13 protein-coding genes and 1 riboswitch are annotated in these 13,873 nt (G+C 34.7%); of the genes, 3 read left to right on the top strand and 10 right to left on the bottom strand.

Annotation, left to right across the window (positions count from 1 at the left end; translation table 11 throughout):
* Nucleotides 1–31: 31 nt before the first annotated feature.
* On the bottom strand, nt 32–718 hold the full coding sequence (locus J3U57_RS00975; RefSeq protein ID WP_065634324.1) for a LexA family transcriptional regulator: 687 nt from the start codon (nt 716–718) through the stop codon (nt 32–34).
* A gap of 647 nt (nt 719–1,365) precedes the next feature.
* Between J3U57_RS00975 and J3U57_RS00970 the strand changes: the two genes are divergently transcribed.
* Together J3U57_RS00970 and J3U57_RS00965 are read left to right on the top strand one after the other, a co-directional pair.
* Entirely contained in the window at nt 1,366–1,542 is a 177-nt protein-coding gene (locus J3U57_RS00970) for a Sec-independent protein translocase subunit TatA (protein WP_065634325.1), read from the top strand.
* Between the two features lie 14 nt (nt 1,543–1,556).
* On the top strand, nt 1,557–2,741 hold the full coding sequence (locus J3U57_RS00965) for an FAD-dependent oxidoreductase (RefSeq protein ID WP_267343573.1): 1,185 nt from the start codon (nt 1,557–1,559) through the stop codon (nt 2,739–2,741).
* Between the two features lie 63 nt (nt 2,742–2,804).
* On the opposite strand, the gene J3U57_RS00960 is transcribed toward J3U57_RS00965, so the two are convergent.
* The 5 genes from J3U57_RS00960 to raiA form a co-directional block, all read right to left on the bottom strand.
* Nucleotides 2,805–3,845, bottom strand: a complete 1,041-nt coding sequence (locus tag J3U57_RS00960; protein ID WP_267343572.1) for an NADH:flavin oxidoreductase/NADH oxidase — start codon at nt 3,843–3,845, stop codon at nt 2,805–2,807.
* A gap of 526 nt (nt 3,846–4,371) precedes the next feature.
* The gene (locus J3U57_RS00955; RefSeq protein WP_267343571.1) at nt 4,372–5,559 is read right to left on the bottom strand and encodes an MFS transporter; all 1,188 of its coding nucleotides are present in this window, start codon (nt 5,557–5,559) and stop codon (nt 4,372–4,374) included.
* Nucleotides 5,560–5,628: 69 nt separating this feature from the next.
* Entirely contained in the window at nt 5,629–6,672 is a 1,044-nt protein-coding gene (mutY, locus tag J3U57_RS00950; protein WP_267343570.1) for an A/G-specific adenine glycosylase, read from the bottom strand.
* A 3-nt stretch (nt 6,673–6,675) separates the two neighbouring features.
* Nucleotides 6,676–7,827 (bottom strand): bifunctional chorismate mutase/prephenate dehydratase, encoded by a 1,152-nt coding sequence (pheA, locus tag J3U57_RS00945; RefSeq protein ID WP_267343569.1) that lies wholly within the window; start codon nt 7,825–7,827, stop codon nt 6,676–6,678.
* 102 nt (nt 7,828–7,929) lie between these two features.
* Nucleotides 7,930–8,259, bottom strand: a complete 330-nt coding sequence (gene raiA, locus J3U57_RS00940; RefSeq protein ID WP_267333300.1) for a ribosome-associated translation inhibitor RaiA — start codon at nt 8,257–8,259, stop codon at nt 7,930–7,932.
* A 255-nt stretch (nt 8,260–8,514) separates the two neighbouring features.
* Between raiA and trmJ the strand changes: the two genes are divergently transcribed.
* Nucleotides 8,515–9,240, top strand: coding sequence for a tRNA (cytosine(32)/uridine(32)-2'-O)-methyltransferase TrmJ (gene trmJ / locus J3U57_RS00935; RefSeq protein ID WP_416379641.1), 726 nt, complete (start codon nt 8,515–8,517; stop codon nt 9,238–9,240).
* Nucleotides 9,241–9,295: 55 nt separating this feature from the next.
* Here the strand turns inward: trmJ and cysS are convergent, their stop codons facing one another.
* The 4 genes from cysS to argR all read right to left on the bottom strand — a co-directional run bounded on the left by cysS (nt 9,296) and on the right by argR (nt 13,697).
* Nucleotides 9,296–10,690: a cysteine--tRNA ligase gene (cysS, locus tag J3U57_RS00930; protein WP_267333302.1), complete on the bottom strand. Its 1,395-nt coding sequence runs from the start codon at nt 10,688–10,690 to the stop codon at nt 9,296–9,298.
* A 234-nt stretch (nt 10,691–10,924) separates the two neighbouring features.
* A complete protein-coding gene (locus J3U57_RS00925) occupies nt 10,925–11,167 on the bottom strand; it encodes a GlsB/YeaQ/YmgE family stress response membrane protein (RefSeq protein ID WP_065634334.1) in 243 nt (80 codons plus the stop codon).
* 350 nt (nt 11,168–11,517) lie between these two features.
* Complete coding sequence (gene lysC, locus J3U57_RS00920; protein ID WP_267333303.1) at nt 11,518–12,879, bottom strand: lysine-sensitive aspartokinase 3; 1,362 nt, start codon at nt 12,877–12,879, stop codon at nt 11,518–11,520.
* An 81-nt stretch (nt 12,880–12,960) separates the two neighbouring features.
* A riboswitch (Lysine riboswitch) is annotated at nt 12,961–13,135 on the bottom strand.
* Nucleotides 13,136–13,238: 103 nt separating this feature from the next.
* Nucleotides 13,239–13,697 (bottom strand): transcriptional regulator ArgR, encoded by a 459-nt coding sequence (gene argR, locus J3U57_RS00915; protein WP_267343567.1) that lies wholly within the window; start codon nt 13,695–13,697, stop codon nt 13,239–13,241.
* Nucleotides 13,698–13,873 lie beyond the last annotated feature (176 nt).

Genomic DNA, 13,873 nt, shown 5'->3' with positions numbered 1-13,873 from the left:
CCTGAACTAATTTGGATTGCTACTTATGGTATTAAAAAACATCTTTAATGATTTGTACTGCACGACCTACAATATTGTATTTTTCGAAATGAGCTTTAGGAACCTCAATAGTTGGATATTGGTTATTGTTACAAATTAAGATCCAACTGCCCAGTGTTAATCTTATTTTCCTAAGCAAGGTAAAATTTTCATATTCGATTAAATAAATGGCACCATCAATAAGTTCACTTTCTTGTGTGTTGATAATCACGCCATTATTATTTTCAATGTCTGGTGCCATTAGATCGCCTTTAGCCCAATAAATTATTAGTTTTCGGATATCGAGGCCTCGATGAGCAGCCCAACCCTCAACAATAGGATAATTCATCACTGGTGGGGTTTCACGAACATAACGCTGAGTTTGCGCTTCTTCTTTAGTGGGTAACTGTTTTTTATAAACAGGAATTCGATAAATATTTTCGTTATAAATACCATCATCTTCGTCTTTAGGATCGAAAACTTCTAATTTATAACCGGTAGCAAGCCAGTTGAAAGATACATTACATTTTTCCGCAATGACTTCTAAACGGGTAAGAGATGGATATGTTTTACCTGATAAGTAATCTCTGATAACAGTTTCTGACATATCACATTTTTTAGCAAAGGCAGAAACAGATAAACCTTGCATAGAGCTGTATAATCTATCTTTAAATGTTTTAACATTTTTATTTTTAATCATATTTATTTCTGTCTACTTTTTATTTTCATCCGTTTACTAATTATAAAACATATTTTTTTAGTTTTATATATATGATTATCAGAATAGTTTGTATTTAAAAATGTTTTTTCTTAATTTCGGTTAAATTATTCGTTTTATATTCTGATTTTTGTTTAATTTTACGTTTTAAAATTAGAGTTTTTAAAAAAATGATGATGTGTTTTTTTCTGTTTTAAAAAAGTTATTTTATACGAAAAATAAAGTATTTTTATAATTTAATATGTTTTTTTTAATAATTTTTGATTTAAGTTAAAATATTGAAAATGAAATAATTAAGTGGTTATTATATTGTATATTAATGATTTTATTTGTTTTATTTTTAATTTTGCTACCTTTCTTTAAATAAATACGAAAGCAAATAAAAACGTTGACTAAAACGAAAAAAAATGGATAATAAGCAGGGTAAGGATTTTTCATTGTTTTCTTTCCTTATATTCCTTATATTTCATGTTGGCCTGTATATTTATATACAGGTCTTTTTTTTATCCTAAAATAACTTGTTGTGAAATCCCTTAATAAAAAGCGTATAATTAAGCTAATACTTTAAGTGCTGTGTTGTTGTTTTGGATCAAGCATAGCAGTAATACTTTTTAAAAGAGGATTTTTATATGTCATTTAGCATTCCACACCTTTTAGTGTTTCTTGCTGTAGTCATTTTATTATTTGGCACAAAAAAACTACGTAATTTAGGGTCTGATTTAGGTTCAGCTTTAAAAGGGTTTAAAAAAGCGATGAATGATGATGACACTGAAGTCAAAAACGATAACAAACTTGATAATAAGTAGCGATATTTGTTGGTATGAATAAAAATTTTGATATTGCTATTGTTGGTGGTGGATTAGTTGGTTTAGCAACTGCTTGCGCACTTAGTCAACATGGTTTAAACATTGCGCTTGTCGATGCTAACATTCATCAGCATCAACAATTATTTCATAATGAGATAGGTATTCGAGCGTCTGCAATAAATAATGCTAGTCAGCGTTATTTTGCGCAAATTGGGATATGGGATGATTTATTAGCAAGTAAACGAGTACAAGATTTTTCTGAAATAGGTGTTTGGGAAAAAAATGGTCAAGCACATTTAGCTGCTCATGCCAAAGATTATGGTTATGCTAATCTTGGTTATATCATTGAAAATGATGTAATATCTCACTATCTTTATCAATACGCATTATCACGTACTAACATCACCATTTATCCTGATCAAGCAATTAATAGTGAGTTTAGCCAAGATTACGCTTGTCTAACATTATCTAATGAAACTGTATTATATGCTAAATTAGTCATTGGTGCTGATGGGGCACACTCTTGGATTCGAAAGCAAGAAAACATTTCTGTTTTTGAACGTAATTATATTCATCATGCTGTAATAACCACAGTTGAAACGCGTTACTCACATCAATCTTGTGCAAGACAGATTTTTTATCCAAATGGTATTGTCGCTTTTTTGCCGCTTTGGCAACAAAATAAAAGTTGTTTGGTTTGGTCAACCAAGCCTGATAATGCGGCAATGTTATCTTCAATGTCAGAATCAGATTTCTGCAATGAATTATTTCATTTAACGGGTGATAAAGTCGGTCAATGTCAGTTAATCAATCCAAGAATGGTTTTTCCGTTGAAAGCGCGTTTAGCAAGACAATTTATTAAACATCGTTTAGTGTTAATTGGTGATGCTGCTCATACCATTCACCCTTTAGCTGGGCAAGGTGTCAATCTTGGATTTCAAGATTCAGCATTATTGGTTACAACAATTAAAAAATTAATTGATCAACAAAAAGATTTTGGATTAGTTGATAATTTAAAATTGTTTCAATTTATGCGTCGAAAAGATACCTTAGTGATGTTAACCGCTATGCGAACCATACAAGATATGTTTAACGGTGATAGTCTTGTTAAAAAATTAATAAGAACAGTTGGTATGAATACTATCGATCATTGCTCCCCTATCAAAAAACAGTTAATTAAATATGCTATGCATATTTAAGTTAAATTTATGACTTCATTACCCTTAAGCATGGCTTGATGGATAATGAAGTATAAAACTGAGTTATTTAAACGCTGCAGCATAAGAGCTTGGTATAAATGGTGAGGATGGGATATGTAAAGCCCAATATGGATCGCGTAATAACCCTCGTCCAATGCCAATAAGATCAGCATCTTTAGTGCTTAATACATAATCAGCTACATATGGATCTTCGAGCATACCGACGGTGATAATCGGCAAATTTGTTATTTTGCGAATGCTTTGCGCTAAATAAACTTGATAGCCAGCATGAAATTCAGGGGTATGTGCTGGATCTAACTGTCCGTCCCCCCCTCCACTGACATCTAATACGTCAGCGCCAGCATCAGCAAAGCATTTGGCCAGTTTACGTCCGTACTCAACATCATAGCCGTCCTTTCCGTATTCTTGGGCTGAAAAACGCACTATTAAAGGCATATCCGATGGCATGACTGATTTGACGGCTTCGATAACTTGCTTAGCAAATAATAATTTATCTTGCCCGTATTCATCAGTTCGGTGATTACTTTTTGGTGAGCAAAATTGATGGATCAAATAGCCATGTGCCGCATGTATTTCAATCGCATCAAACCCAGCAGCAATTGCTCTTTGGGTTGATTGTTTGAATTTTTCAATGATCTCGATGATTTCATCTTTGGATAATTCCCGAGGTGTTTGGTATTGCCATTTTTCCATGGCTTCGTTAGCGCCATCATATTTAATTGGTGAGCACGACACGACATCAGATGTACCTAATGCTTTGCGTCCGGCATGGGCAATTTGGATGGCGATTTTGCCATTTTGTGCATGTACAGCATCAACAATTCGTTTGAATTGATCTTTTTGCTCATCATTCCATAAACCCAGACAATTTGGCGAGATTCGACCATTTGGCGCGATATTAGTCATTTCTACAATAATTAATCCAACACCGCCAACCGCACGCGACACATAGTGAACAAAGTGCCAATCATTAGGCACGCCATCCGTTGCTTGATATTGACACATTGGCGGCATCACAATACGATTTTTGAGTGTTAATTTTTTTACAGTAAATGGCGTATTAAGATATGAAATTTTTGCCATAAATGACTCCTTAAGTATTGAGTAATTGGACCATTAAACCGTTTTTAATTTAAAAATATTGATGGTAGCTTTATGATTATTAACTATTACTGAAAACATTTTAGCGATGATTACCACCATAATGGTTGCTTTAATTTATAGAACAACGATGTACTTATCAATATTAACTGCTATTTAGCATATTGTATTATAAATAATCTTATTCTAAGCAAGAAGAGGATTATTCCGTTTCTTCTTGTTATGTACAAGGGGTATTGTGTTAGTTTTTAGTCTATTTGATACTATCCATTTTTATTATTTTCAATTCGGATTAATTCTTGTGCCAGGAATTTTAATTAAGCTAATCTATAATAAAATCAGAAGTTAATTGTGATTATTTAATCGATCATCTTAAACAATCAACAATTCGGTTTGTTTAAGCAGAAGAAAAAATAAGATTATAAACAATGTGTTAAACTATATTAACTAAAGCTCAAATATTTTTATTAAAAAATAGGGTTGAGTTGTTTGTGATATCAATTTAAATTCAATGATTGTAATATTTTTTAGTATTGTAAATATACCAACTGACGATACCAAGTAACCCCAATAGCGTTCCGGTAATGGCTATCGATAGCCAACCATAGTGGCTAAATAAGTAGGTTGATGTAACCGAGCCCAGCATGCCTCCAATAAAATAGCAAACCATATAACCTGTGTTCATTCGACTGCGGGCATCGGGTCTAATTTGATAAATAGCACTCATATTAGAAACATGGGTAACTTGTACCGAAAAATCGAGCAATATTACGCCTAAAATTAGCGCTATGATTGAATACTGTGCTAGTGAAAGTGGTAGCCAAGATAGTAGTAATAAACATAAACCAATGGTTGTCGCTAGTGTGCCTTTACCTATATCAGATAATTTTCCGACAATCGGTGAGCCAAGAGCACCAGCCGCTCCCGCTAAACCAAACAGGCCAATAATAAAATCAGAATAATGGTAGGGCGCATCAGTCAATAAAAACGCAAGTGGCGTCCATAATAGTGAAAATAGGGCAAAAGAAATAATTGCCAGTAGCGAACGAATTCTCAATATTGGTTCTTGCTTATAGAGTGTGGCGATTGATAATAACAGTTTAAAGTAATTAATATTAATGGTATTGCGATAGGTAGGTAAACAAAAACCAAGTAACGCAGTGACAGTGACCATAATAGTTGCCGCAATCCAATAGACATAATGCCAGTCAGCATTTGACGAAATAGCCCCTGCAAAGGTTCGACCTAATAATATACCTAATAACATACCGCTCATTAATGTACCAACCACCTTTCCTCGATGCTCAGGTTTTGATAAGGTCGCAGCGAATGGAATTAATACCTGGGCGACAGTTGAAAAGAGTCCTGTCAAAGCGGTTCCTAGTATTAGCATCCATAAATTAATCGATAAAGCGCTAATAATAAGACCACATGTTGATAAGATCATTAAAATCAGTATCAATTTTTTACGTTCGAGTTTATCACCTAGCGGCGTAATAAATAATAAGCCGACAGCATAACTAAACTGTGCAGTCATAATGATCGCGCCAGAGTGTTCAACTGCAATGTTTAAATCATTGGTAATAGAGTGTAACAGAGGTTGTGCATAGTAATTACTGGCAATAGTAATACCTATTGCAAATGCCATTAAAAAGATTAACCACTTCGACAAAGCTTGATTTTGTGTATTGTTCATTAGCTATTTTAAATAAAAATAATCGGCAATTATATACAAAAAATATGGGTAGAAAAACTTGGCTTGATATTAAACGAATTGTTTTAGTAAGTTATAAATTGGTGTTGCCAAGCCAATTTTTGCATTCTCAGTTTTCAAATTATACCAATAACCATTGGTCTCATCTAAACACTTTTTATAATTAGTGATAATACACTTGATCGGTATAATATCTAAGTGAAAATGGCTAAAAGTGTGTCGAAACGAAATTAATTGTTCTGGCGGCGTGGTTTTAATTCCCCTTTGGATTAACCAATCTTCTAATGCTTGTTGATTTGCAAATTCGGGTAAGCAATATAAGCCTCCCCAAATTCCTGATGGCGGTCTTTTTTCTAACCATATTGCGTGTTGATATTCTAGTATCAAAAAATAAGCGGTTTTTTCAGGAAGCGTTGATTTAGGTTTTTTAGTTGGAAATTGTTGCCAACTTTCGGTTTTGTAAGCTATACACTCAACATTGAGTGGGCATAAGTTACACTTAGGTTTAGAACGCGTACAAACTGTCGCGCCTATATCCATCATCGCTTGATTAAATTTTGCGACATCGTGTTTTGGCGTAACTTGTTCACTCAACTGCCATAGCTTATTTTCGATAGTTTTGTTGCCTGGCCAGCCTTCTACGGCAAAATAACGAGTCAGTACTCGTTTAACATTACCATCTAAAATAGCAAAATGTTGATTTTGTGATAGTGATAAAATAGCACCGGCAGTAGAGCGTCCGACTCCTGGTAATGCAACAACATCATCAAAACGAGTCGGAAATATACCTTTAAATTTGTCATTGACAATTTGTGCGGCTTTATGCAAATTACGCGCACGAGCATAATAACCCAGTCCAGTCCAAAGGTGTAGAACATCGTCAATAGGCGCGTTGGCAAGATCAGAGATCTTAGGAAAATGCGCAATAAATCGCTTAAAGTAGGGAATAACTGTTGCAACTTGGGTTTGTTGCAACATAACTTCCGACAACCAGACATGATAAGGGCTTTTTTCTATTTGCCATGGTAGCGTCTTTCTACCAAACTGCTCATACCAGCGAATGACCGCTTGAGAAAAATGTTGCATCATTTTCATTAGTTAGACTATCGCCGCAACCGAGTCACTTGGGTAGCAACCTAATACTTTAGTATAGAGCGTTATGGATGCCAACTCTTTCAATGCTGTTTGCATTTCATCTGAATGGATGTTGCCTTGTAAATCGATGTAAAACATCTCTTCCCATGGGGTACCATGAATGGGTCGAGACTCAAGTTTAGTCATCACAATATTATGATTACGTAGCACTAACAGTGCATCAACTAACGCCCCTGCCTGTTGACCGGTTTTCATTAAAATTGTTGTTTTAGCTGGAATTTGATCTGATACGGCTATCGGTTCTCGCGCAAGTACAATAAAGCGAGTGATATTTTGCTTTTGGTTGGCAAAATTATGTTCAAGCATTTTAAGTCCATATAACTCTCCCCCATCTTTATTGCCTATTGCTGCAACATTAGGCTTATTTAATTTAGCAACGGTTTCCATTGCTGATGAGGTACTATCACAGTAAACAATTTTCCAATGCGGATAATTTTCTAGAAAATTACTACATTGTTGAAAAGGTTGTGGATGGCTGTAAATGGTATCAATTTTATCAAGCTCAGTATTTGGTATAGCAAGGATGCAGTGATCTATAGGTAATGACAGTTCTGCAATAATATGTAAATGTGTTTTTTGCAGTAGATCATAAACTTCATTTATTGATCCTGAACTCGAGTTTTCAATCGGTAGTATGCCATAATCCACCAAATTATGTTCAATTTGTTCAAAGACATCTTTAAACGTTGAGCAACTTGATTCAACCATCTGCTCTAAATTAGCACTAGCATAACGGCGAGCAGCGGAATGCGAATAGGAACCTTTGGGCCCCAAAAAAGCCACTTTTGCGCTAGTAACACAATTTTGGTTTAGATTCTCTTGTAAGATTTTTTGTTGCAGTAAAACTGAATCTTCAATAATGATTTGATATAAACGTCTGATCAGCAAGTCATCAAGGCTATGGTTTTTTCCTTGATTGATCAACGCTTTTACTAGTGATCGTTCACGCTTTAAATCACGTACAGGAATATTTGCTGCAATTTTAGTCTGAATAACTTTGGTTGAAAGTTCGCGTCGTTTAGCTATGAGTTCAAGAAGGTTTCGATCAATTTCGTTAATTTGGTCACGTAAAGGCAACAAAGGATTTACAGTCATATCTATTCATTATATAAAAAAAGTTAGTGATATTATAACAAGCAAAAAAATAAAGGCACTATCAAAGTGCCTTTTTCTTCTATTTCAATAAATAATTAATTACTATTCTTCTTCAATAACAGCGCTTTTTATACTATCAAATGCACGTCTAGATTCACTTTTGTGTTGAATTTTATTAAGTTGTTTTTCAAGTTTTTCAATCAAAGCATTGATTGCTGCATACATATCGCTATGTTTTGCCGAAGCAACTAAGGGGGAACCTTTAGTTGCAATAGTTGCATCAATTATAAATCCATCGGGTTCTTTAGATAAAATAAAATGAGGGTTGATTAACAGTGCTCTCCATTTATCTAGTTTCGAAAACTTATCTTCGAGATAGCTACGAATTGCTGGAGTAATGTCCATTTGCTTACTGGTAATACTTAAAGTCATAATTGACCTCCACTTTGTTTACTTACAAATTGAGCAAACACTACTGTGTGTTTATTTATCTACATTGGCAAATTATTTGTATTTCGTCAATAGGTTATTTGTACTCAAACAAATCTTTGTGATTATTGTCCAGAAAAATCCTATAGTTGTATTAAATCAAACCATAGTCAAACTGCATTTTGTAACATTTTTACTATATACTAATTGTTAATATGATCTAACAATAGTTTTATTTTTTACGAGGATGATGTGAACATTTTAGATAAAGTAAAAATTGTATTAGTCGAAACTTCTCATACCGGTAATATGGGATCAGCGGCTAGAGCAATGAAAACCATGGGGCTATCGAATCTTTGTTTAGTCAATCCGGTGATAAAACCCGATTCGCAATCTATTTCGTTAGCGGCTGGTGCTAGCGATATTATAAAAAACGCGCAAATTTTTACATCACTTGAGCAAGCGATAGCTGATTGCCGTTTAGTCATTGGTACGAGTGCTCGCCCACGTAGCTTGCAGTGGCCCAATTTAACGCCTAAAGAGTGTGGCGATAAAATAATTCAAGAAGCAACCGAGAATGCAGATGTGGCGTTAGTTTTCGGCCGTGAGCGTGTTGGATTGACCAATGACGAACTGCAAAAATGTCATTATCATGTTGGTATTCCTGCCAATCCCGATTACAGTTCATTAAATCTAGCAATGTCAGTGCAAGTGTTATGTTATGAGATTCGAATGTCACTATTAAATCGTCAAACAGTTTTAACCAGTCAATGTGATTCAGCTATTCAATTTCCAAAGGATGAAGATATTGAACGGTTTTATCAGCACTTAGAACAAACTTTATTACAAACAGGTTTTATTAATGCAAATCATCCTGGGCAAATTATGGGACGTTTACGGCGATTATATACGCGTGCGCGAATTGAGCAATCAGAGTTAAATATTTTGAGGGGAATTTTAACTTCCATTGATAAAAAGTTATAAGGCCTAAAGATACCTCATACGAGGATATGGGGTATCTTTAGATGAACTACATTATTTAGCTCTTTTTACGCCAAGTGGTTCCTGTGGCGCCATCTTCAAGCACAATATTCATAGCATTTAGCTTATCTCGGGCTTCGTCGGCTAAAGCCCAATTTTTAGTGGCACGAGCTTCATTACGTTGCTTAATTAACGATTCAATTAATTCAACATCTACTGCGTCTTGATTATCGCCTTGTAAAAATTTTATTGGATCTTGTTCTAACAAACCAAGAACTTTGGCTAAATAACGCAATTGAGCTGCTAATTGATTAGCTAATGTCATATCATTTTCAGCCTTAGCTTTATTAATTTCGCGAGCTAAATCAAATAAAGTTGAATAAGCTTCTGGCGTATTAAAATCATCATTCATGGCATCGCAAAATTGACGATAATATTGGCTATCTGTTGATAATGTATAAGGATAATTGCTATCAGTATCGCGTAAAGCTGTATATAATCGCTCTAAAGCCATTCTTGCTTGTTTTAAATTTTCTTCGCTATAGTTAAGCTGGCTACGATAGTGGCCAGAAAGTAGAAAATAACGTACAGTTTCAGGATCATAATGCTTTAATACATCGCGAATGGTAAAGAAGTTATTAAGTGATTTTGACATTTTTTCTTGGTCGATCATCACCATGCCTGAATGCATCCAGTAATTAACATACTGACCATTATGCGCGCAAGTTGATTGCGCAATCTCATTTTCATGGTGTGGGAACATCAAATCAGAACCGCCACCATGGATATCAAAATGATGACCTAATTGATAACTATTCATCGCTGAACATTCAATGTGCCAACCTGGGCGACCTTTACCCCAAGGTGAATCCCAACTAGGCTCGTTGGGTTTGGACATTTTCCAAAGTACAAAATCCATTGGGTTTCGTTTGACATCAACAACATCTACTCGAGCGCCAGCTTGTAATTGTTCAAGATTTTGACGTGATAAAATACCATAATTAGCATCACTTTCGACCGAGAACATAACATCACCATTATCAGCAATATAAGCATGATCTTTTTTAATCAGCTCTTGCACTAAATCGATGATTTGTGGCATATGATGAGTAGCGCGAGGTTCAACATCAGGACGTTTAATATTAAGTGCATCAAAATCGGCGTACATTTCTTTCAACATTCGTTCAGTTAGCTGATCACAGGTTTCACCATTTTCGAGTGCTCGTTTTATAATTTTATCATCAACGTCGGTAATGTTACGAACATAAGTTAAATCATAACCTAAAAAACGTAAATAACGGGTTACCACATCAAACGCGACAAAAGTACGACCATGACCAATATGGCAAAGATCATAAATGGTTACGCCGCAGACATATAATCCAACTTTATTGGCATGAATGGATTTAAAAATTTCTTTTTCACGGGTTAATGTATTGAATATTTTTAACATTATAATTTTTACGTTTAATTTAGTGAATGTTGTCAGGTAATATAACAAAAATCTAACTATCACGAAATTATTTATTACAATGTTTCTAATCAAAATAGTTCTGACTAACCGAATTACTATAGGTAGCTTTGATTACTTATGAGCACTTTATTTGTTGAGTAATGCGTTGAATGGCACTTAAAATAGCAAATCATCGGCGGGGTTAACCCGCCAATTTAGATCTAAACAGGGATATTATTTAAGTAAACGATAAATATAAATAAGTAATATTGCCCCTAATACTGAAATTAACAGACTATAGAAGTTAAAACCATTGACACTTCCTAAGCCGAAGAAAGTACTGATGTACCCGCCAACTAGCGCGCCTGCAATACCCAGAATAATTGTTTTAATGACACCCACTTTACCCAGTGGCATAAAAAACTTGGCAATCCAACCAGCAAGTAATCCTAAAATAATCCAACTTAATAGACCCATAATGATTTCCTTTGTTTGATTAAGTTTAAATGTATGATGACTATCAGCGTATAAAAAAATTAATAAATAATGTTTATAATTTAATTGATTGAACTTAACTTCTTATTAAGAATAAAAATATGTAGATAAAAGAAATAGCAAGTAGATATATTAGTAACAAATGATTAAATAAGTCGTGATATCGAAGTAAGATATTCATCTAATCATTTATGATATAGTTTACAATTATTTTTAGTTAGATACTAGGCTTTTTATACCGTTAATTTTATGAGCTAATTTATTGATGGGGTAAGTGAGAAACAGGTTAATAGAAACAGAGAAGGCTATTAACCTTCTCTTGCTAGTGGTATTTATTCAAATATTGTTTTATGTAAAATTTTTATGATGGATTCAGCATCGTGACTTCTAGCTAAAAGGCATAAATTATGTGTACTTGCACCATAACAACACAGTCTAATAATATAGTCATCTAACGCCCCAAAGACTTCTTTAGCTATCCCTTTGGTTGATGTTAATTGATTACCGATAATGGCAATAAGCGCTAGATCTTCTTCAACTTCTACATGACATAAACCAGAGAGCTCATCAAACAATTCTTTAGTTAATAAACTGCCACCGTTGGTGTTGGTGCCGGTAGTATCAATTGTTAAGGCAATACTCACTTCAGATGTTGTGACTAAATCAACCGAAATATTGTGTTTAGCCAATATAGTAAAGACATTAGCCAAAAAGCCTTGAGCATGTAACATATTTAAACTTGTTAATGTAACAAGGGTTTGTTTTCGACGCAGTGCTAATGCTCTAAAGGTCGGTACGGTTGATTGAATACTGTGAGTATTATAAACAATGGTTCCCCCATCTTGTGGCGCTTTACTTGAACCAACAAATACTGGAATATTACTTCGAACTGCTGGTACCAACGTTGCTGGGTGCAAAACTTTGGCACCAAAGGTTGCCATTTCAGCGGCTTCAGCGAATGATATTTCATCAATACGTTTAGCTGTTGGCGTAATCCGTGGATCAGTTGTATAAATGCCGGCAACATCTGTCCAAATATCAATTTGACTCGCATTTAATGCTTCACCAAGTAACGCTGCTGTATAATCACTTCCTCCTCGTCCTAATGTTGTTGTTTTACCGCTAGTTTCACTACCAATAAAACCTTGAGTGACAACCAACGCATTACCATTTAAGGATTTAAGATGAGCGCAACAAAGTTGTTTAATTTCGTCAATTTTAGGTTGAGCTTTACCAAAATTATCATCAGTGCGCATAACTTTGCGGACATCAAACCACATGGCATTTTTTTGTTTTTCTCGTAATATTTCGACAAATAATTTTGACGACATAATTTCGCCATGACTGACTAGTTCGTCGGTTAAAGCCGCTGATGTTGCAAGGCTGGCTGCTTCTGATAAAGAGGCAATATTTGCGATGATTTGATCTATTTCAGCTCTTAAGGTTTGGTTTTCGGGTAGATTTTCTAGGATGTTATATTGGATAGATTGGATTTTCGCAATGTGCTGTGCTCTAACTTCTGCATCACGGCCTTCGGCTAAAGCGACCAGTAAATTTGTAATTCCGGCTGATGCCGATAACACAACAACTTTGACGTTAGGGTTAGCAATAACAATGTTAGCGCTATTTACCATTGCTGAATAATCAGCAACACTAGTACCACCAAACTTGGCAATGACAAATGATGTTTCCATGGATTCCTCATATTAAAAATTTAATTTTTAACAGAGATAGAGCGAGGGTATGTGCTATTTACATTCTCGTTGAAAAAGTACAGACCGGGAAGCGCTCCACCTGCTTAGGTGACAACCCAAGGGATTCAGCCCTTGTAGTCGATCTGGTTAATTTCTGGAAGTTTAACCAAACCTCGGCATTACATCCCCTCAATTATTTATAACAAGTACCAGAACCTAAAATAATTTACCTGAGTAATGCGCCTCTTCTTTATATGTAACTTAAGTTACAATAGTGTCGCTATATAGAATTAACGATTCTGTCAAATCTGTCAATAGGTTAAGTACGAAATATTAATGCCGTAATGTTCAATCATTGATTATAATTCTTGTTCAAATAGTTGAATGATAGTTTGGTATAAATGTTTAACAGAACAAGATTTAGTCGGTGTACTAAAGATAGTGTCATCACCGGCTATTGATCCTAAAATGCCTTCTGACTTGCCTATGGAATCAAGCAATCTGGCAATAAGCTGAGCGGCGCCAGGGCTGGTACGAATCACAACCATCGAACTGTTATAATCAATATCTACAACTAAATTTTTTAAAGGGCTACTCGTTGTTGGAACGCTCATTTCAGCAGGTAGACAATAAACCATTTCTGATTTGGCATTACGAGTTCTAACTGCGCCAAATTTGGTTAACATTCTGGAAACTTTGGATTGGTTAATATTATCAAATCCTTGTTCTTGTAACGCTTGCACAATACTAACTTGAGAACTAAATTTTTCTTGCAGCAGCATTTCTTTAAACGTTTTAGTCAGATCGTCTTGTTTCATAATTTTCCTTAGGAATTCATTTATGACGGTTGTTCCATTGAATTAACGGTAATGTTTTTGTGCTGCTTTTATCTTAACAATATTCACATAAACTTATTGGTAAATATGTTGAAAACCGTTATATCAAAGGTTGTTTCAGCACCTCATATTCAATGAGTGTAATGCATATGGTTCAT

The sequence above is a fragment of the Gilliamella sp. B3464 genome (genome assembly GCF_026536145.1).
Lineage (GTDB): Bacteria > Pseudomonadota > Gammaproteobacteria > Enterobacterales > Orbaceae > Gilliamella.
Note: the sequence above shows the minus strand (reverse complement) of the source record. Positions and strands in the feature narration are given on the sequence as shown.

Bases quoted from the DNA above. Each gene is read 5' to 3' on its own strand.
- J3U57_RS00975 (WP_065634324.1), bottom strand. From the start codon at position 718: ATGATTAAAAATAAAAATGTTAAAACATTTAAAGATAGATTATACAGC.
- J3U57_RS00970 (WP_065634325.1), top strand. From the start codon at position 1,366: ATGTCATTTAGCATTCCACACCTTTTAGTGTTTCTTGCTGTAGTCATT.
- J3U57_RS00965 (WP_267343573.1), top strand. From the start codon at position 1,557: ATGAATAAAAATTTTGATATTGCTATTGTTGGTGGTGGATTAGTTGGT.
- J3U57_RS00960 (WP_267343572.1), bottom strand. From the start codon at position 3,845: ATGGCAAAAATTTCATATCTTAATACGCCATTTACTGTAAAAAAATTA.
- J3U57_RS00955 (WP_267343571.1), bottom strand. From the start codon at position 5,559: ATGAACAATACACAAAATCAAGCTTTGTCGAAGTGGTTAATCTTTTTA.
- mutY (WP_267343570.1), bottom strand. From the start codon at position 6,672: ATGAAAATGATGCAACATTTTTCTCAAGCGGTCATTCGCTGGTATGAG.
- pheA (WP_267343569.1), bottom strand. From the start codon at position 7,827: ATGACTGTAAATCCTTTGTTGCCTTTACGTGACCAAATTAACGAAATT.
- raiA (WP_267333300.1), bottom strand. From the start codon at position 8,259: ATGACTTTAAGTATTACCAGTAAGCAAATGGACATTACTCCAGCAATT.
- cysS (WP_267333302.1), bottom strand. From the start codon at position 10,690: ATGTTAAAAATATTCAATACATTAACCCGTGAAAAAGAAATTTTTAAA.
- J3U57_RS00925 (WP_065634334.1), bottom strand. From the start codon at position 11,167: ATGGGTCTATTAAGTTGGATTATTTTAGGATTACTTGCTGGTTGGATT.
- lysC (WP_267333303.1), bottom strand. From the start codon at position 12,879: ATGGAAACATCATTTGTCATTGCCAAGTTTGGTGGTACTAGTGTTGCT.
- argR (WP_267343567.1), bottom strand. From the start codon at position 13,697: ATGAAACAAGACGATCTGACTAAAACGTTTAAAGAAATGCTGCTGCAA.